The sequence below is a fragment of the Companilactobacillus keshanensis genome (assembly GCF_003946205.1).
GTDB classification, from domain to species: Bacteria; Bacillota; Bacilli; order Lactobacillales; family Lactobacillaceae; genus Companilactobacillus; species Companilactobacillus keshanensis.
The window spans coordinates 1-19,692 of record NZ_RHOS01000023.1 but is presented as its reverse complement, the minus strand read 5'-3'; the positions used below and the strand labels follow the sequence as shown (position 1 = coordinate 19,692).

The 19,692-nt window shown below is 32.7% G+C and carries 23 protein-coding genes and 1 riboswitch; of the genes, 14 read left to right on the top strand and 9 right to left on the bottom strand.

Annotation, left to right across the window (positions count from 1 at the left end; all coding sequences use genetic code 11):
- The first annotated feature begins 96 nt into the window (after window positions 1-96).
- The 5 genes from EKM64_RS10170 (at window position 97) to EKM64_RS10150 (ending at window position 6,256) form a co-directional block, all read left to right on the top strand.
- The gene (locus tag EKM64_RS10170; protein ID WP_125678252.1) at window positions 97-1,449 is read left to right on the top strand and encodes an SLC45 family MFS transporter; all 1,353 of its coding nucleotides are present in this window, start codon (window positions 97-99) and stop codon (window positions 1,447-1,449) included.
- 16 nt (window positions 1,450-1,465) lie between these two features.
- Window positions 1,466-3,709: a glycoside hydrolase family 65 protein gene (locus tag EKM64_RS10165; protein WP_125678250.1), complete on the top strand. Its 2,244-nt coding sequence runs from the start codon at window positions 1,466-1,468 to the stop codon at window positions 3,707-3,709.
- Between the two features lie 78 nt (window positions 3,710-3,787).
- Entirely contained in the window at window positions 3,788-4,459 is a 672-nt protein-coding gene (pgmB, locus tag EKM64_RS10160; RefSeq protein WP_125678248.1) for a beta-phosphoglucomutase, read from the top strand.
- 5 nt (window positions 4,460-4,464) lie between these two features.
- Window positions 4,465-5,460: an aldose epimerase family protein gene (locus EKM64_RS10155; protein ID WP_125678246.1), complete on the top strand. Its 996-nt coding sequence runs from the start codon at window positions 4,465-4,467 to the stop codon at window positions 5,458-5,460.
- 13 nt (window positions 5,461-5,473) lie between these two features.
- Window positions 5,474-6,256, top strand: coding sequence for a Cof-type HAD-IIB family hydrolase (locus EKM64_RS10150; protein ID WP_125678244.1), 783 nt, complete (start codon window positions 5,474-5,476; stop codon window positions 6,254-6,256).
- Window positions 6,257-6,300: 44 nt separating this feature from the next.
- On the opposite strand, the gene EKM64_RS10145 is transcribed toward EKM64_RS10150, so the two are convergent.
- From EKM64_RS10145 to EKM64_RS10130, 5 genes are all read right to left on the bottom strand, one after another.
- Window positions 6,301-7,296 (bottom strand): aldo/keto reductase, encoded by a 996-nt coding sequence (locus EKM64_RS10145; protein ID WP_125678242.1) that lies wholly within the window; start codon window positions 7,294-7,296, stop codon window positions 6,301-6,303.
- A gap of 52 nt (window positions 7,297-7,348) precedes the next feature.
- Complete coding sequence (locus tag EKM64_RS10140) at window positions 7,349-7,519, bottom strand: hypothetical protein (protein WP_164505356.1); 171 nt, start codon at window positions 7,517-7,519, stop codon at window positions 7,349-7,351.
- Between the two features lie 179 nt (window positions 7,520-7,698).
- A complete protein-coding gene (locus tag EKM64_RS11570) occupies window positions 7,699-7,944 on the bottom strand; it encodes a TMEM175 family protein (protein ID WP_225421005.1) in 246 nt (81 codons plus the stop codon).
- Entirely contained in the window at window positions 7,884-8,174 is a 291-nt protein-coding gene (locus EKM64_RS11565; RefSeq protein ID WP_225421003.1) for a TMEM175 family protein, read from the bottom strand. The genes EKM64_RS11570 and EKM64_RS11565 overlap by 61 nt, the downstream gene beginning before the upstream one ends.
- A 188-nt stretch (window positions 8,175-8,362) precedes the next feature.
- Window positions 8,363-9,583 (bottom strand): M20/M25/M40 family metallo-hydrolase, encoded by a 1,221-nt coding sequence (locus EKM64_RS10130; RefSeq protein WP_125678238.1) that lies wholly within the window; start codon window positions 9,581-9,583, stop codon window positions 8,363-8,365.
- Between the two features lie 113 nt (window positions 9,584-9,696).
- On the opposite strand from EKM64_RS10130, the gene EKM64_RS10125 reads away from it, so the two are divergent.
- Window positions 9,697-9,879 (top strand): hypothetical protein, encoded by a 183-nt coding sequence (locus EKM64_RS10125; protein ID WP_225421002.1) that lies wholly within the window; start codon window positions 9,697-9,699, stop codon window positions 9,877-9,879.
- 35 nt (window positions 9,880-9,914) lie between these two features.
- On the opposite strand, the gene EKM64_RS10120 is transcribed toward EKM64_RS10125, so the two are convergent.
- Complete coding sequence (locus EKM64_RS10120) at window positions 9,915-10,097, bottom strand: hypothetical protein (protein ID WP_125678234.1); 183 nt, start codon at window positions 10,095-10,097, stop codon at window positions 9,915-9,917.
- A gap of 169 nt (window positions 10,098-10,266) precedes the next feature.
- Here EKM64_RS10120 and EKM64_RS11670 point away from each other — a divergent pair, with 169 nt between their 5' ends.
- The gene (locus EKM64_RS11670; RefSeq protein ID WP_263852837.1) at window positions 10,267-10,398 is read left to right on the top strand and encodes a hypothetical protein; all 132 of its coding nucleotides are present in this window, start codon (window positions 10,267-10,269) and stop codon (window positions 10,396-10,398) included.
- Between the two features lie 61 nt (window positions 10,399-10,459).
- On the opposite strand, the gene EKM64_RS10115 is transcribed toward EKM64_RS11670, so the two are convergent.
- From EKM64_RS10115 to EKM64_RS10105, 3 genes are all read right to left on the bottom strand, one after another.
- Entirely contained in the window at window positions 10,460-10,957 is a 498-nt protein-coding gene (locus EKM64_RS10115; protein WP_125678232.1) for a hypothetical protein, read from the bottom strand.
- Window positions 10,941-11,579, bottom strand: coding sequence for an ATP-binding cassette domain-containing protein (locus tag EKM64_RS10110; protein WP_125678230.1), 639 nt, complete (start codon window positions 11,577-11,579; stop codon window positions 10,941-10,943). Before EKM64_RS10110 ends, EKM64_RS10115 begins: the two co-directional genes overlap by 17 nt.
- Before the next feature lie 685 nt (window positions 11,580-12,264).
- Window positions 12,265-13,068 (bottom strand): hypothetical protein, encoded by an 804-nt coding sequence (locus EKM64_RS10105; RefSeq protein WP_125678228.1) that lies wholly within the window; start codon window positions 13,066-13,068, stop codon window positions 12,265-12,267.
- 348 nt (window positions 13,069-13,416) lie between these two features.
- On the opposite strand from EKM64_RS10105, the gene EKM64_RS10100 reads away from it, so the two are divergent.
- The 7 genes from EKM64_RS10100 to ribH all read left to right on the top strand — a co-directional run bounded on the left by EKM64_RS10100 (window position 13,417) and on the right by ribH (window position 19,592).
- Complete coding sequence (locus EKM64_RS10100; RefSeq protein WP_125678226.1) at window positions 13,417-14,193, top strand: ABC transporter permease; 777 nt, start codon at window positions 13,417-13,419, stop codon at window positions 14,191-14,193.
- A complete protein-coding gene (locus EKM64_RS10095; protein ID WP_125678224.1) occupies window positions 14,193-15,197 on the top strand; it encodes a taurine ABC transporter substrate-binding protein in 1,005 nt (334 codons plus the stop codon). The genes EKM64_RS10100 and EKM64_RS10095 overlap by 1 nt, the downstream gene beginning before the upstream one ends.
- Window positions 15,198-15,938: an ABC transporter ATP-binding protein gene (locus EKM64_RS10090; RefSeq protein WP_125678223.1), complete on the top strand. Its 741-nt coding sequence runs from the start codon at window positions 15,198-15,200 to the stop codon at window positions 15,936-15,938.
- Window positions 15,939-16,001: 63 nt separating this feature from the next.
- Window positions 16,002-16,132, top strand: a riboswitch (FMN riboswitch).
- A 144-nt stretch (window positions 16,133-16,276) separates the two neighbouring features.
- Window positions 16,277-17,338 (top strand): bifunctional diaminohydroxyphosphoribosylaminopyrimidine deaminase/5-amino-6-(5-phosphoribosylamino)uracil reductase RibD, encoded by a 1,062-nt coding sequence (ribD, locus tag EKM64_RS10085; RefSeq protein WP_225421001.1) that lies wholly within the window; start codon window positions 16,277-16,279, stop codon window positions 17,336-17,338.
- Window positions 17,319-17,909, top strand: a complete 591-nt coding sequence (locus EKM64_RS10080; RefSeq protein WP_125678221.1) for a riboflavin synthase — start codon at window positions 17,319-17,321, stop codon at window positions 17,907-17,909. The genes ribD and EKM64_RS10080 overlap by 20 nt, the downstream gene beginning before the upstream one ends.
- Before the next feature lies 1 nt (window position 17,910).
- Window positions 17,911-19,128: a GTP cyclohydrolase II gene (gene ribA, locus EKM64_RS10075; protein WP_125678219.1), complete on the top strand. Its 1,218-nt coding sequence runs from the start codon at window positions 17,911-17,913 to the stop codon at window positions 19,126-19,128.
- 2 nt (window positions 19,129-19,130) lie between these two features.
- Window positions 19,131-19,592: a 6,7-dimethyl-8-ribityllumazine synthase gene (gene ribH / locus EKM64_RS10070; protein WP_125678217.1), complete on the top strand. Its 462-nt coding sequence runs from the start codon at window positions 19,131-19,133 to the stop codon at window positions 19,590-19,592.
- The last annotated feature ends 100 nt before the right edge of the window (window positions 19,593-19,692 follow it).

Genomic DNA, 19,692 nt, shown 5'->3' with positions numbered 1-19,692 from the left:
TTATTTTTTATTTGTGCAAACGGTTGCGCAAATAATGAAAGCGTTTTATAATGAAAGCGTAATCAAAAATGATTAGTTAGAAAGAGGGATATAACAATGGCAGATAATAAAAAGCCAAAGGAAGGTTCAGGCCTTCCTAAACTGCCAGCAAGTACCATTTGGATGTTGAGTTTTGGATTCTTGGGCGTACAAATGGCATTTACTTTGCAGAGTTCACAAATGAGTCGTATTTTTCAAACAATTGGAGCTGATCCAAATAATTTAGGATGGTTCTTCATTTTACCTCCATTGGCTGGATTAATTGTACAACCGATTGTTGGTTATTATTCAGATAGGACTTGGGCACCAAAATTGGGCGGGAGACGTCTACCTTATTTGATTTTAGGTACGATCGTTGCCGCAATCGTTATGTTTTTATTACCAAATTCTGGATCAATGGGATTTGGCTATGCATCATTTACTGCTTTATTATTTGGTGCTATTACGGTAGCTTTTCTAGATTTATCATCAAATGTTGCTATGCAACCATTTAAAATGATGGTTGGAGATATGGTTAACGATGATCAAAAGAGTTATGCATACGGAATTCAAAGTTTTCTATCAAATACTGGTGCCGTTATTGCTGCTATTTTTCCATTCGTACTAACTGCCTTTGGTCTTGCCAATACAGCTAAAAAAGGTGTTGTACCACAATCAGTTATTTGGTCCTTTTATCTGGGCGCTGCAATTCTAATTATTTCAACGCTTTTCACAATGGGACGTGTTAAAGAATACGATCCACAAACATACGCAAGATATCACGGTATTTCTGAAGATGCTAACAAGAAGGGCGGAAACTGGTTAGATCTTCTTAAAAAAGCTCCTAAAATTTTTTGGACTGTTACTTTAGTTCAATTCTTCTGCTGGATGGCTTTCCAATATCTATGGACATATTCAGCTGGTGCAATTTCTGTCAATGTTTGGCATACAGCTAATGCTAGTTCCGCTGGTTATCAGGCAGCTGGTAATTGGTATGGTGTTTTAGCCGCTGTGCAATCGATTGCAGCCGTTATTTGGTCGTATGTATTAGCAAAAATTCCTAATAGCAAACATAAGCTTGGATATAGTTTGAGTCTTTTATTAGGTGCAATTGGTTTTGTTTCAGTATTCATGATTCATAGTCAGTATGCTTTAATAGTTTCTTATGTTTTAGTTGGAATGTCATGGGCAGCAATGAATACCTATCCATTAACAATGATCACTAACGCTTTATCAGGTGAACATATGGGAACATATTTGGGATTGTTCAACGGATCGATCTGTTTACCACAAATTGTTGCCTCATTAGCCAGTTTTGGATTATTCCCATTATTTGGTAATTCACAACCTCACATGTTCTTGTTAGGTGGAATTATTATGGCAGTCGCTGCATTAACCGTTGGATTTATTAAAGAAACATACAAAGCATAAAGGAGAAATTAATTTCATGAAGAGAATATTTGAAGTACAACCATGGGATATTGTCACACATAAATTTGATCCCAAAGATAAACGTTTACAAGAATCTATGACTAGTCTAGGTAATGGCTATATGGGTATGAGAGGATTCTTTGAAGAAGATTATTCCGCAGATACATTACAAGGACTTTATCTAGGTGGTGTTTGGTTCCCTGATAAAACTCGTGTAGGTTGGTGGAAGAATGGATATCCAAAATATTTTGGTAAAGTTATCAATGCTGTTAACTTTATAAAGATGAATTTTTTAATTGACGGTGAAAAACTAGATTTAGCAAAAGATGATTTCAGTGATTTTCAAATTGATTTGAATATGAAGGATTCATTATTAACAAGATCATTTATCGTCAATAAATCAGGTAACAAAATTAAATTTATTTTTGAGCGTTTTTTAAGTGTTGATCAAAAGGAATTGTCCGTTCAAAAAGTAACCTTCGAAAATTTATCCAATCAATCAGTTGAAATAAAAGCTATTTCAGCAATTGATGCAAATGTTAAAAATGAAGATGCTAATTATGATGAACGCTTTTGGGATGTTTTAGATATAACTGATAATAGTATAGTTGCTAAAACAAAACCTAATAATTTTGGTACACCACAATTTACATCCGCCATGCAGATGAGTCATATTACAAGTCTTACTGAAGTTGATCAAAATAAGACTGAAAGTGAAGTAAGTAAGACATTTTATAGTAAATTAACTTCTGGAGAGCAAGCATCTATTGAAAAACGTGTTATAGTCACGACTTCCAGAGATTATGATTCTATTTCGGAATTAACGGCCTCCATGCATAAATTGACCAATGAAGTTTCTAAAAAATCATATGATGAACTATTTTCAGCTCATCGTGATATTTGGGCTCAACGTTGGAATAAATCAGACATTCAAATTAAAGGTGATACAGAGGCCCAGCAAGGTATGCGTTTCAATTTGTTTGGATTGTTCAGTACTTATTATGGAGACGACGCTAGATTAAACTTCGGTCCAAAAGGATTTACGGGTGAAAAATACGGTGGAGCAACTTATTGGGATACTGAAGCATTTTGTATTCCGGTTTACCTAGGTATCACTGATCCTAAGGTCACTAGAAATTTGTTAATGTACCGTTATAAGCAACTTGATGGAGCCTATGTGAATGCTAAAGAACAGGGTCTAGATGGTGCACTATTTCCAATGGTTACGTTTAATGGTATTGAGTGCCACAATGAGTGGGAGATTACTTTTGAAGAAATTCATCGTAATGGAGATATCGCTTTTGCCATCTATAATTACACACGTTATACCGGCGATAAGTCATATGTTCTTAACGAGGGTAGTAAAGTTCTAACTGAGATTTCTCGTTTCTGGGCCGATCGTGTTCACTTTAGTCAGCGTAATAATCAATATATGATTCATGGTGTTACGGGCCCTGATGAATATGAAAATAATGTTGATAATAACTGGTATACAAATTATTTGGCACGTTGGACGTTGGAATATACCTTAAAGGTTCTTGACGAAGTTTCACCTGAACAAGCAATCAAACTAAATATTTCTGAAGATGAAAAGAAGCATTGGCAAGATATTGTAAATAGAATGTACCTTCCATATGATGAGAAGCTTGGAATATTTGAACAACATGATGGATTTTTAGATAAAGATCTTAAACCCGTAAGTGAACTGCCAAGTGATCAATTACCATTGAATCAAAATTGGTCATGGGATAAGATCCTTCGTTCACCATATATTAAACAGGGTGATGTTATTCAAGGCATTTGGGACTTTATGGATGATTTTACGGAGGAAGAAAAGAAGAGAAACTTTGATTTTTATGAACCTCTAACAGTTCATGAATCTAGTCTTTCTGCGGCCATTTACTCAGTACTTGCTGCCGATTTACATTACGAAGATAAAGCGGTTGCATTATATGAAAGAACCGCTAGACTGGACTTAGATAACTATAATAATGATACCGATGACGGTTTACATATCACTTCAATGACGGGTGGTTGGATCTCAATTGTACATGGATTCGCCGGGATGCGAGTTCATGATGATGGAACATTGAGTTATAAACCATTCCTACCAAAGAAGTGGGATAGTTATTCATTTAGACAAGTATTTAGAGGACGTGTAATTGAAATAACAGTTGATAAATCTGGTTCACATTTCAAACTAGTTTCTGGTGAGCCATTATCAATTAAAGTTAATGACGAGTTAGTCGAATTAAATTAAGGAGTTGTGAGGGAACGCCGTTTTGCTTAGTGTGCAAAAAACGTTCCGTCACGCTTTTTTTATAAAGGAGTGTTTCAAATGGTAAAATTTGAACAAATTAAAGGATTCGTTTTTGATTTAGATGGAGTTATTGCTGATACATCAGTCTATCATGCTAAAGCATGGCGCCAATTGGCAGAAAAATTGGGCGTTACTTGGACAGATGAATTAGCCGATGGACTAAAAGGGATCAGTCGTATGGATTCACTTGATCTGATTTTAAAAACTGGTGGAATTGAAAATAAATATACTGAAGCTGAAAAAGAAGCTTTTGCTGCTGAAAAAAATACTAATTATTTAAATCTTTTGAAGGATATGGATGCTACAGCTATTCTTCCAGGCATTGCTGACTTCTTAAAAGATCTCGAAGAACACGATTACCAATTATCATTAGCCTCAGCTTCTAAAAATTCACCATTGGTTTTGGAACAACTAGGACTAGCAATGTACTTTAAGAATAAAATTGATCCAACAACTTTAAAACATGGTAAACCAGATCCTGAAATCTTTGCCCGTGGAGCTGAAGTTCTAAACCTGAAACCAGAAGAATGTGTTGGTATCGAGGATGCTAAAGCTGGTGTTCAATCTATTAATGGTGCCGGTGAATTGTCAGTTGGAATTGGTGATAAAAATATTTTAAGTGAAGCCGATATTAATTTTGCTGATACCAGTGAATTAACCTTAGAAAACATTAAAAAGGCTTTGGATTAAATATAATGGAAGTAACTAAGAAGAAATTTGGCGAATATAAAAGTGAGCCAGTTTACTTATATACTATTGAGAATGATCAAAAAACTAGGGTAAGCGTCCTATCTTATGCAGCTACTTGGCAAAATTTTGAAGTTAATGAGAACGGAATAAATCACTCATTGATAACTCACTTCAATAATTTGGATGACTACATTAAAACTCCTTATCAAGTTGGGAAAACGGTTGGTAGAGTTGCGGGTCGGATTGGAAATGCCAGTTTCAAATTAGACAATGAAATTTATGAATTACCTCCTAATGATGGGGATAATTTAATTCATGGAGGAAACAATGGCTTTCAAAATGCCAATTTTTCTAGTGAAATTGTTGGTGACAAAGTGGTTTTGTTTCATAAATTCTTAAGTTCTGATGATAAGTTTCCTGGAGATTTAGAATTAAAAGTTACTTATAGTTTGAGTCCGGAAAATGAAGTGAAAATTTCATATTCTGCTACGAGCACTGCTAAAACACTTTTTAATCCAACCTGTCATGTTTATTTTAACGTGACTGATAATGAAGATGTATTTGGACAAGAAGTCCAAATAAATTCTGATGCGATTTTAAAAGTCGATGCAAATAAAGTGCCTACTGGTAAAATTCTGCCAGTTACAAATGGATATAATTTCAAAAAATTCAAAACAATTGCTAAGGCTTTGGATGATTTGAAATCTGAAAATGGTAAACTAGAATTTGACGATACATATGTTACTGATGGAAATTCAGTAGCAACTATAAAATCAAATAAGCGAACAGTTGATTTTTCTTCAGATAGAAATGGCTTGGTTATTTTTACGGCCAATCCTACCGATCCCCAAAAGGCTGATAATAGGGAGTATAATTCAGTAGCAATGGAAATGCAGACCCTTCCTGATGCAATCAATCATGAGAAATTTGGTAATATAATTTTGCCAAAAAATAAGTCTGTAACTTATACAAATAGTTATAAGTATCGTCAAATCAATTAAAGGAAAAAATTTGATGAAACTTGTAATAACGGATTTAGATAGTACTTTCTTAGATAAAGATAAAAATTATAATGTTGAGCATTACAATAAAATAAAACAAGAATTAAAAGTGCGTGGCATTAATTTTGCAGCATGTACGGGTAAGCAGGCTGAAAAGGTTGAAGAAATTATGGGAACAGATCTTTGGATAGTTGGAGATGGCGGAGCACGTATTAAACATAATGGTAAATTCTATTATAAAAATCTAATTCCAAACAAATTAGGTCAGGAATTCATTGTAGCTTTACAGAATTTGAACATCGATTTCAATATCGTTGCTTCCACTGAAGACCGTAGTTATATTCCAACTGGTCGTAGCGTTGCTGAAATCAACCGTATTAAGAAAAGTTATCATTTAGTAACTGAAATTTCTGACTTCAAGAAAATTACTCAAGATTTTACTAAAATTTCTGTATACGATGCCAATGCCCATACATTTGATTATTGTCATCGTTTAGATGATTTTAAAGATCGATTGTTTATTGTTGCTCCAGAACCAAATTGGATCGATATTTCTAATTTGGGTGCACACAAGGGGAGTGGAATTGAGAAACTTCAGGAAATCCTTGGTTGTACTAAAGAAGATACGATTTGTTTTGGCGATGGTTATAACGATTTAGAGATGTTCAATCAGTCAGGTGTCAAGTTTGCTATGGGAAATGCTTTCGATGATGTGAAAGATAAGGCTGACTTTGTTATTAAAACTAATAATCAAGATGGTGTTTTGCGTGCACTTGACAAACTGTTAATGATTTAAAAAAATGGAGTTCAATTTATTAATTGAACTCCATTTTTTATATACTATTTAATTAATCCGTTGATTTCATCAATTTCGTCAGTTGAGAATTTAAGATTGTCTAAAGCTTTTAGGTTCTCATCTAAATGAGCATTATTAGTAGTACCAATAATGACGCTGGCAACGACAGGATCTTTTAATAACCAAGCAAGTGACATTTGACTTAGTGTTTGATCGCGATTCTTCGCAATATCATTTAATTTATTCAATTTGGCTACTAAAGCATCAGGTCCATCAGCTAACAGTTCAGAGTTTGTATGATGTATCTTGAATTTATCTGTAATTCCTCCAAGATAGCGATCCGATAGTAATCCTTCACAAAGTGGACCATAGGCAATTACCCCAGCACCATTATCTTTTAATAATTGATCCAAGCCACTAGTTTCAACATGATTGTTCAATAGATTCATACTCATTTGATCCAAGACGAATGGAGTGCCAAGTTTTTTGAACATAGCAATAGCTTGCTTTAATTCGGGTACTTCATAGTTTGAAACACCAACATACAGAGCCTTACCAGAACGAACTATGTCGTCTAAAGCTCTAACGGTTTCTTCAATAGGCGTTCTATCATCATATCTATGGGCATAATAAATATCTATATAATCTAAGTTCAATCTTTGTAATGAGTCATTAATTCCTTGAAGTAATGATTTTCTAGAAGTACCAATACCATAAGGACCATCATGAATTTCGTAACCGACTTTTGTTGAAATGACTAGTTCATCACGATATGATTTTAGGTCATTTTTTAAAATCTGACCCAGTAGTTCTTCTGAAGTACCAAAGCCGGTATTACCGTCACCATAATGATTGGCATTATCAAAATGGAATACACCCTCGTCGAAGGCGTGTAAAATAAGATCTCGTCTTTCACTTAGTGGATCAGCACTACCAAAATTACGCCATAATCCTAAAGATATTGGTGGCAGCATCAAGCCAGTTTCACCGGCATGACGTACCGAACCATTTTTATAACGATTTTCTGAAGCAACATACATATTATCTTCCTCCTCAGTATTCATATTATTAATAGTATGCCATTGCAAACGGTTACTCAAGGATGAAGGCCATTAGTTCCTTATTTTGAGTCGATGAGATGATAGTATGTAAAATGTCCAGCTGATAACCAGAATAGAATGGTAAATGACCATCCGAACGGGCCATGTGGTTGATTGTGAGTAATAATGGGTCCAAGTGAAGACCATCCATAATTTGATCCAATAAATATAAATAGGCCAATCCATAAAATCCATAGTAGTATTAAAATCAATCTTAATATTTTGCGCATTTTTAATCCTTTTTAGATATATATTTAAAAACTAATTATTTTCCTTGGTATGTGGCATTAGCCAAACCATTACATTAATAATAAGACCTATAAATGGGAATGGAGGGAAAAACTAAGTAACTATTAGTGTAACTAAGTTAACTCCAAAAGAGACATTTTCTTGACGATTTAGATTTTGCATGTTATTAATATGATTTTTTAAAGTTACTTGTCTGCGTAAAAATGCAGTTGCTAAATTAAATAATAAAACATTGATCACATACAGAATCGCCGAAGTGCGTGCAAAAATATCGGCACCTAACCAGGCAGTCGTGGCTGGTAAAAGTGAAGCAATGAAAAGCCACATAAATTTATCCAAATAATTTGATTATTAATGACTTTGGCCTGGGAAAAGAGAAAATGATGATTAACCCACATTGTTGCTATGAAGATAAAGGTCATTATATAAGCAGCAAACCGGGGTATTATATCAATTAATGCCTGGATAGAATGATTATTTTCAGGCAATTTAAGCTCCAAAACAAGGATAGTTAAAATAATTGCAATTACTGCATCAGTAAAGGCCTCAAATCTTTCTTTTTTTAACATTTAATTCAGGCTTCTTTCTCTTGTATTATCAAAGTTATTTTAATCTATAAAATTATACTACTAGTGATCTTAGTATCATGTCCATAGTCTATAAGTAAATTAGTTGAAGAGATCAGATCAAATTAAAAAAGCTTAAATTAATGGACATTTGACCATCAATTTAAGCTTTTTTCAGTATGGCATTATTTCTACTCGAAATACTTGGTAGCAATTTTTTTGTAAATATTAATATATTGTAAATAATCATCTTCAAAGACGAATTCATTGACTTGGTGAGCACTTTCATTTCCAGGGCCAGCAACAATTACTTCCAATTCAGGATTTGCTCTAACGAATTGAGAAGCATCAGTACCACCGGGGGCACCTACGGCCAATGCGCCTTGTTCAAATACTTCTTGATAACTTTGATGGGCCATCTTTAAGAAGTTAGAGTCCATATCAGTTTTGACAGGCCAGTTACTGCTTTTTTCTTCGAATTCCAGTGACATTCTAGGAGATTCGTTCAATTTGTTAATAATATTTTTTAAATCATTTGCTAATTTATCGTTATTATATTCTGGAATGGTTCTGATTTTGACGTTCATTTCAGCGTAATCAGGAATCGTGTTTTCTTGATCACCAGCCTTCATAATGGTAACGGCAGGAACTATTTTGCCAAGAATTTCATCATCATCTGATAGACCGTTAAAATATTCACTTTGCTTATTATAAAAAGCGATTAGGTTATCTAATGCATTGATTCCTGCTTCGGGCATAGAACTATGAGCTGCCTTTCCATGTGAGATTACTTTATAGTCTATTGATCCTTTATGAGCACAAAATAAGGCATGACGTCCGTATGATGAAGGATTGGATCTTGGAATTTTGATTAGACCGCTATGAATTAATTTATCCATTATTAGTTTGGATGATGCATTACTTGGTTCGCCAACTATTAAAGCATTAAGATCATCGGCAAATCCCTTTTGTGATAGTTGTTTTGCCCCGATTTCTCCCAATTCTTCACCAACAGTAGCAATGAATTTAATATTTCCTTTAAAATTAATATCTTCATTTAACTCTATCATAGCAATGGCCAGTCCTGCCAAACCGGATTTCATATCTGATGTTCCACGTCCAAAAATTTTTCCGTCTATATGTTTTGGATTAAATGGACCGTAATGCCATTCTTTATCATTTACCGGTGCCACGACATCCTCATGACCAGTAAATCCGAGCGTCTTATTGGCTCCATTATTGATAGAGGCAATAAGATTAAAACGATGTTCATCATTTTTAACTAGTTCTACTTCTATTTGATGTTTGTTGAAAAGCTCTTTTAAATATTCAGCCACTAGTTCTTCGTTTCCATTAACAGTTTCTAGTTTTATAAGGTCATCTAAGATAGATAATTTCTCTGATTTTTCCATTATGAATCCTCCCGGAATAAAGTATCATGTATAATAGTAAGTATCGAACAACTATATTTTAGTATTAATTAAATAAAAAGGTAATAAAAGGTGAATAAAAATTGAATTTATTGATGAAAATTGATCGTTGGTTAGGAACAATTCTACTAATTGTTGCTGTTTTAGGTTATTTCTTCCATTGGTTTACAAGCCAATTGTTATTAAGCGCGCTTGCGGCAGGTGCTTTATTAGTTATAATTTCATTTACGTCAGATAAAGGCCATGCTTCAAAAAATGGGGAAAATAAAAAAGACTAGAAATCGATAAAGATTTCTAGTTTTTAAATTCAATGTTAATTAACCTTCTTACGTCCCTCGGGAGTATATCGGTTAGCCTTGTATCGTCTGTATAGGTAGTAGATTCCAAATACAACGGCAGCCATGATTAACAATGGAATACCAATGTAGAAGAAAATAGCTATTGCAACGACGGCAATTAAAAACCATTTAAAGAATCTCAAAAATAAATCGAACATTTAGTTCTCCTTTTTATAAGTTTACAAATATATAATCATTTATATTCTTTAGTAAGTCAAGTAAAACGATTTAAGAAAAAATGGTTGACTATTTATGAATACCCTAGTATAGTAACAACTATCGCTACCTCTTAGAGATATAACTTTGTAAGAAGGAGGTGTGAATAATATGAAGTATAGAATTCTATTAAATACTAATGATCAATTATTCACAGCAATTGATGTTAAAAATAGCAATCACTTTGGCAACGGTACAACCATTGAAAAAGCTATTACTGATTTAAAAACTAAAGTTGCTTAACCAAGGACTATAAGAGAGTCCAAAAGGTCACTATCAGAAAATAATCTGATAGTGACCTTTTTTAGTTTAATGACAATGAATACTTAGTCATATTCTTATCATTTTGGACTAGAAAATAGAATTTACTATTTTTATTTAACTTGCTTTTGTAGAAAGAAACCTTGGCAATCATATTTTGACCAGATGAATATTTGTTCATATCAAATACGTGATTGTATTGGTCAGTTAAATTTTCATTAATATTATGTTCACTGAAGTCATACATATTGGCAATCCACATACTTTCGAAGAAATTGTCACTTTTTTTCATGCCATAAAATCCTGGTCCAGTTTTTTTAATATCCAACGTAACATTAATATGTTTTTTATCAATGGATGTATTTAAAATTTTAAATTCTACATTATTAGTTTTTATTTTTTCATTTCTTGAAATAGTTACTTCATTAGTATCGTTGTAACCAGCGTTAATCTTTTGATATTGCAATGCCAGAAAGAAAAAGGAGAGAGCCGTAAAAATGAATAGACAGATTATTTTTACTTGCTTATGATATTTTTGCATTTATAACCCCATTTCTAACGATAAAGGGTTTAGTAGAAATCTGATTAATAAAGTTTGAATCGTGAGATGTTATTAAGAAAGTAGTTTGACTAGTATTAAAGTCTTTTATTATATTTATCAATGAAGCAACACTTTCTTCGTCTAAGGCGTTGGTCGGTTCGTCCAATACAATTAACTTATTGTTGCCTAGTAAAGCCTGAGCAATTCCCACTTTTTGCTTCATACCTAAAGAGAAGTGTTTAACCTTTTGGTGAATATGTCCATCTAATCCTAGTGATATTAGTAGTTTTATAATATCATCATCACTTATTTTATCCTGTAATTGAGCCAATAATTTTAAATTTTGAAATGCGGTAAGTTGTTCAATTAGACTAGGTTTTTCAATCAGCATTCCTGCACTGATCGGATATTTATTTTTAACATTAACTTGCTGATCATTAATTGAAATATTACCATTCGTTTTGATTAATCCTAGAATTGCTTTTAAGATAAGAGTTTTGCCAGAACCATTGATTCCTTCAAAAGTTGCAATCTCACCTTTGTTGATTTGAAAAGTTACATTTTTGATTAGTAATTGTCCCTTTATTTGTTTACTTACTGATTCTAGCTTTATAAAACTCATTTAAGTCTCCCTTTAAAAATCTTTTTTCAAAATTGTTTTGTTAAGTGAAAATATTAATAGGATAATTAGTACCAAAATAATCATAAATCTTATCAGTATACCTAATAAACTTTTTGGTGTTGTGAAATAATAAAGAAGAGAGTCTATATTAACTTTTAGTAGGTAGTATTCAAAAAAATTTATTGCCATTGCTATTATTAATGCCAATATTTTGCTATTTGTTATCATTAGAATATTTAATTCAATCAAAGACAGAAGAATTATGACAAAAAAAGCATACAAATATAAAATCAATATTTGGAATTTTGTGAAGATAATGAAAAATCCAAAACCAGTTAATGTAATAGTGGCCAATGAAGCTATCGCCCAAGGAACCCAAACAATCAATTGTATCAAAGTAATTCGGATTATTATTGATGTGGTAATACCAATCCTCGTTTTGGTAAGCAATAGATCATTTGATCTATAACCATTGGTATTTAAACTAACTATTAGAGAAATGAAAATTAGACCAAAGCATAATATAAAAGAATTAAATATTTTGGATAATAAGGTCGATAAGTCTTCTGAGCTTTTTAAAATTTCTAAATCTTGAAAGGGAGAAACTCCAACAATAATGGCAATTATAGAGAATAAAATGACTGAGTTCCTATAAGAAATCAGAGTGATCTGCTGTTTTAGAATTTTACCAAACAATTTTTTTGTTCCTTCCTATTGTTAATAGCAAGATGCTTATAACCGAGATAAGAATGGTTATCCCAATGACGATCTTGATATCTGTCGCACTAGGAGATGTCTCTCTTAAAAAGTCGGCTGGAACATAACTAGCCAAATTTGGTAGTTTAAAAAACATATTTAATAGTAATATAATAATTTGAAAAACAGTACTGGATAGAAGGGCCAAAAATTTTTCCTTGATCCATAGGGAAAGAGCACAAGTCATAACAGCAAAAATACCTCCCCAAATGGAGGTTAAAAGTATGGATAAAATACCGTGAACAAATGGATGTTGATAAAATAAACCAACAAAAAGAGTATTCTCTTGAATTATCAATAGGTTTTCGTTAATGAGAAAATCGGGTTTTATGTTAGGTAAAAAGAGAAAATAGCTAAGAAAATTTGTTATTAGAGTGATAAAAATCGTAAGAAAACCACCCGAGAATGCTGTCAAACCATATCCAAGTACGATTTTGTTCAAATTGACCTTATTTTTAAGATGCAATAATAGACCTGAATCTAAATCCTCCTTCAAAATATTGGCTGAAGGAATACTTGCCATTAAGGGTATCAACATAAAAAAAACAATTGGTACGAAGTTAAAGGGATCAATTGATAGCCATTTTATATAAGGCGATTCTAAGAAAATATTACCGTATTTGATAATTGGTATAAGTGATTGTAATATTTGAATTGCTGATAATAGTGAACCGATAGCAAGTGAAATTATAATAGATCGTTTAATGATTCGAAATTTTAAATAATTTATCATCAGGAATATTTTCTCCATAATTTTTAAATTTAATTTGTAATTCAAATACTAAATATCTTTAACAAAATGTATCATATGGCTAAATCAATTCATAATTTAAATGATAATAAAGTCAGATAGTACAACCGTATAATTACATATGTTCATTCGTTATGTAACTACAGCTTTTCAATAATGTAAGCACTTCAAAATATTGTTAAAACAGGTTTTTCATTGAAAAGTTATGGTGTACACTTGGTATGTTAGTTCTCAATTAACTATTTAGAACTACAAATTTGATTCATAATATGAAAAAAAGTAGTTCTCTATTTGGAGTAACTACATTTTTTTCGGTCTACGGAGGGAAGTATGAATTCGAAAGGGAAGAAGAAATATTGGCTAATAACTGTAACAACGTGGTTAATTCTATTTGTTGTTTGGCAAATTGCCACTTCATTTAAGATGGTTCCAGAGATTTTACTACCAAGTCCGGAAAAAGTCGTTTCAACTTTTGTTAAGTTGAGCGAATATGGATACAATGGTATACCTCTTTGGCAACATTTCTTGATAACAATGGCAAGATTATTAAGTGCGGTTGTTCTAGCCATTATTACGGCAATTCCACTGGGATTGATCAGTGGTAGAATCAAAATTGTTTATTCTATATTTGATTCAATTATTCAATTTATCAGACCCATTCCACCACTGGCTTACTACACTATTTTGATTTTGTGGGTAGGTATTGGGGAGACATCTAAGGTTGTTTTATTATATCTAGCAGCTTTTGCTCCAATCTATTTAGCATGCATTTCAGGTGTTAATCGTGTTAAAGATGATTACATCAAGAGTGCTGAATCTTTAGGCGCTAGTTCTAAACAAGTATTTTTTCACGTAATTTTTCCTTCAGCGTTACCTGATATTTTTACGGGTATTAGAACCGCAGTTGGTATGGCATATACGACGGTTGTTGCTGCTGAAATGGTTGCTGCTACATACGGAATTGGATGGATGATCATTAATGCATCGAAGTATTTAAAGAGTGATGTGATGTTTGTCGGCATCATTATTTTAGGTATAACAGGCGTAGTTTTAGATCAAATCCTTAAATATGTTGAAAGAAAGATTGTCTTTTGGAGTGGTCGCTAATGAAAAAGATAGTTAGATTTCTGACTGTTTTGGTAGTTATTTTATTGTTATCTGGGTGTACCAATAGTACAAACGATAAGAAAACTACTGAAGTTAGAATTGGAATTTTACAAGTGCCCAATGACGTAGCGGCTTCGAGACAGTTAAAATATATAAATGATTACTTTGATAAAGAGAATATCAAAGTAAAATATATTATTTTTGATTCCGGAGTTGATGCTAATAAAGCCTTGATATCCGGAGATATTGATTTTGCAACTATGGGAGATACCAATGCTGTTGTGGCTCTAACTTCTAAAATTGATGCTAAATTGGTCTGGGTCAATGATGTTCTGGGAAATAATGAAGGTTTAGTAGTCAGAAATGGCAGTGGAATCAAAAATTTTGACGATTTGGCTGGTCAAAAAATTGCAACACCATTTGCTTCGACATCGCACTATAGTTTAATGATGACACTAAAAAAACATCACTTATTGAATAAAGTCTCATTGTTAGATATGGATACTCAAGATATTGTTGCAGCTTGGAATAGAGGAGATATCTCGGCGGCATATACTTGGCAACCAACTTTGACGCCCATGCTAAAAAATGGACATTTCCTAATAACTAGTGAGGATTTACGTAATCAAAATCGTATTACGGCCAATGTAACATTAGTTCGTGGCGGTTTTGAACGGAGTAATCCTAAACTAGTTTCTGGATTACTTAAACAATTAAATAAATCTCATGCTGAAATGCAAAGTGATCCTGAAGTTACAATTAAAGCCGCTTCTAAGCAAATGGATTTAGGATATTCAGAAGCCAAATCACAGATTGGTACATCTAAGTGGCTTACTGCTAAACAGATGGTTGATAGTGAATTTCTTAGTGAGACATTTCCAGAACAACTTTATATAACTGGAAAATTTATGGCTCAACAGCAAACTATTGATCATGCTCCAAGTAAAAAAGAAATAAATGATTTTATAGCTGATAAATATGTAAACGAATTGGGGGATGATTAGATGGAAAAAATTATTGAGGTTAAGGATTTAACAGTAACCTATGAAAATGATGATAAACCAACTTTAAATTCCTTAAATTTGGATATTACTCGTGGTGAGATAGTGACTGTTATTGGCAAATCTGGTTGTGGTAAAAGTACCTTATTGAATACCATTGCTGGATACATAGAGCCAACTACTGGTGAGGTTCTGTTGAATGGTAAACCAGTAACTGGACCAAATTGGAAATTGGGTGTTGTTTTTCAAAATAATGCCTTGTATCCTTGGCTAAATGTAGCTGATAATATTGGTTTTGGACTCAAAATGAGACATTTTGATAAAGATGCCATTGATGAAAGAGTAGACACTTTATTAGATCAAGTCCAATTGACGGATAAGAAAAAAGACTATGTATTCTCATTATCTGGTGGTATGCGCCAGAGAGTAGCTATAGCCAGAGCCTTAGCTAATCAGCCACAATTAGTAATGTTTGATGAATCATTTGGTGCATTAGATGAATTTACACGTAATGATATTCATGACGTTATTTTGGATTTGTGGAAGTCACTTCATCTGACATTTTTCATTATTACTCATGACATTGATGAGGCCATCAAATTAGGAAATCGTATCATGATTATGACACCCGACAAAGGTTCACAATTAAGGGTGGTTGAAAATCCATATTTTAATATAAATTCGGCCGATATTGATTCTGATTATATGAAATTTAAAAATGACATTTTGACACAGATAGTATGATGTTTTAAATGATTATTTGCATATGAAAAATCTATATAGTACGATGTAAGCGAAAACTAAATATGATTTCTTCGGGGCAGGGTGTAATTCCCGACCGACGGTAACAACAATTGTTGAAGTCCGTGACCCACGTTAGTGGTTGACTCAGTGCAAGTCTGAGACCGACAGTAAAGTCTGGATGGTAGAAGAAAAAATTAAGGTTCATACCTTATTTGTAGTGGCTTGATTTCTACATTTTTCTCGTATGAAATTTTATTTGGCTTATTAAAAAACAATGTAGCCCCGCATTCTTAAATAGATGCGGGGCTTTTTTTGTATAAAAATGAGGTGAATAAGAATTGGATTCAAAAGATTATATGAAGTTGGTACTGGATGCCGCTAGTAAGGGACATAGTACTTGGACTAATCCTAAAGTTGGAGCTGTGATCGTTAAAAATAATCAGATACTGGCAATTGGACATCATGAAAAATTCGGTGAGAATCATGCCGAGATAAATGCATTAAGTAAATTATCTAAACTTACTGATGCTAAAGGGGCAACGCTCTATGTAACTTTAGAGCCCTGTTCGCATTTTGGAAAGACACCACCGTGTGTTGAAAAAATTGTCCAAGCAGGAATAAAGAAAGTGGTAATCGGACAAATTGATCCAAATCCCATTGTCAGTGGATTCGGTGTAGATTATTTAAAAGAACACAACGTAAATGTAGAAATAAATGATATATATCCTAAGTTTAACCGCTCTTATAATTTCTTTTATAAGAATAATAGACCTCTAATAACCATTAAATATGCAATGACACTTGATGGAAAAATTAATCATATTAGAAATAATAGATCAATTTTGACGGAAAGTGCTGCCTATATGGATTCACAAAAATTGAGGAGTCAGAATCAGGCTATTTTGATTGGAGAGAATACCTTCAAGATAGATGATCCAGAATTAACGGTCAGATTAAATAATATGAAATTTTCTCCTATACGATTAATTTTAATTAAAGATATAAATCAAGTCGATTTGAGTGAAAAAATTTTTAAGGTTAATAGTGAAATTTGGTTTTTAAGTAAAACAAAGCCTAAAAAGGATTTTTCTAAAAATGTTTCTATTTTTGTTGATGATTGGACACCTAATAAAATTTTAAAATTGTTAACAGAACATAGTATTCAGTCACTATTGATTGAAGGAGGCAGTAGTCTTCAGGCTAATTTTATTAGCTCAAATTTGGTTGATAATTTTGTAGTGTACATAGCACCTAAAATATTTGGGGGGCAAGGGTTACCTGCCATATTTGGGGAAGAATTATCTAAAATAATGAATTTAAAGAACCTTCAAGTTAAAAATTTAAAACCTGATTTAAAAATAACCGCTGAGAGGGATACAAATGTTCACAGGAATAATTAAAGAAGTTGGAAAAATTGTTAGGATTGATGATCTTAAGGAAACAAAAAAATTAACTGTGGGATATCAAAAACTGAGTGGGATTGGACTTGGCGATAGTATTTCAGTTAATGGAGTTTGTCTAACAGTTACGAGTTTCAATAAGAAAAGTTTTACGGTGGATATAATGCCAGAAAGCTTTAGGAGGACAAACTTATCAGATTTAAAAATTGATTCTTCAGTTAATTTGGAACAATCCTTACTGGTTCATGATCGATTAGATGGTCATTTTGTTTTAGGACATGTGGATGCAATTGCTAAATTACTGAGGCGAACTAAGGATCAAAATTCAATTATTTTAAAATTTGAATTTCCAGAAAAATATCAAAAATATATCGTAGAAAAAGGATCAATAGCAGTAAACGGTATTAGTTTGACGGTGATTTTAGTTGATAAAAATACATTTAAAGTTGGAATAATACCACATACTTTGTCAGAAACTAATTTAAAAAATTTAGATGAGAACGATCTAGTAAATATTGAAGTCGATGTTTTAGGCAGATATATTATCAATTCGAAATTGGGAGCATATTAAAATGATAGATAATAAGAATATTGAACAAGTCAAACAAGCCATTACGGATTTAAAAAATGGAAAATTAATTATTGTAGCGGATTCCCCTAATCGCGAATCAGAAGGTGATATGATTGGTCTCGCCGATTTTGTTAGTCCTGAAAATGTAAATCATATGATTAATAAGGCACGTGGATTGCTGTGTGTGCCAATGAGTAAGGAATATGCTGATAGATTGGGACTACAAAGAATGACTACAAATTCAACTGATGCTTTTGGAACAGCATTTACAGTCAGTACTGATGCTAAAACAACAACTACGGGGATTTCCGCATTTGATCGAGCTAAAACGATTCAAAAACTTACCGATTCAAAGAGTAGTCATGATGATTTTTATCATCCAGGTCATATTTTTCCGCTTATTGCTAGGGATAACGGTGTTTTAGATCGTGATGGTCACACTGAGGCAGCAGTAGATTTAGCCAAACTGGCCGGGGCTAATCCAATAGCATATATTTGTGAAATTATAAAAAAAGATGGAACTATGGCTAGATTAAAGGACTTAAAGGCATTTGCAGAGGGAAGTCAAATGACATTGATAACGATTAAAGATATTTCAGATTATCGTTATATGTTTGATAAGACTATTTCAAAGTCAATTACTAAGGTAGATTTACCTACTAAATATGGTGATTTTAAATTGGAGGCGTTCAATACATCAGACAATAATGTACCAACATTATTGATAACAAAGGGAGAAATAAGCTTAGATAAACCTCTTCTTTTGAGGGTTCATTCAGAATGTTTTACTGGAGATGTGCTTGGTTCACGAAGATGTGATTGTGGTGAACAGTTGGAAGAGTCCTTAAGAATGATTGAGGAAAATGGTAGCGGTGCTGTTATTTATTTACGTCAAGAAGGTAGGGGGATAGGTTTGTTAAATAAACTCAAGGCATATAAATTACAAGAACAAGGTTTTGATACAGTTGAAGCCAATAAGAAATTAGGTTTTGAGGCAGATATGAGAAATTATGGAATAGCAGCCAATATATTACATCAAAAAGGTATAGAAATTGTCGATTTGATGACTAATAATCCCAAAAAAATATCTGGACTTGAAAACTTGGGAATTGAAGTAAATCAAAGAATCAGTTTAGAAATCACTCCTACTGAAAATGATTTTAAATATTTAAAAACAAAAAAAGACAAATTACATCATATTTTAAGCGAGGTAAATTAATAATGACTAAAGTAATTGGTCAAATAAATGGAAAAAATCTAAAAATAGCCATTGTAGTGGCTCAATTTAATGAACTTGTTACCGCAAAATTAACTTCAGGAGCAGTTGAAACTTTAATTAGATGTAACGTTTTGAATGATAATATTACGATTATTACTGTTCCTGGGGCAATGGAGATATCTAGGATTGCAAAGATAGCATCTGAGAGTAAAAAATTTGACGGGATAATTGCTTTAGGGGCCGTAGTTAAAGGTGAAACATCCCACTATGATTATGTTTGTTCTGAATCGGCCAGTGGTGTAGCAAGCGTTTCTCTTAATGGACCTATACCGGTTATGTTTGGTATTTTAACGACTGACACTATGGATCAGGCTCTAAATAGAGCTGGTGGGAAAATTGGTAATAAAGGCTCAGAATGTGCAATGGGAGTTTTAGAAATGATTAGTATAGAGCAACAAATATAAAAAGGACTCTGCCTAAGAAGGGTTGTAATGAACCCCTTGCATTGGAGAAATCCAAGCAAGGGGTTTTTATTATGCCAAAGTATTCTGTTGAAACTAAAAT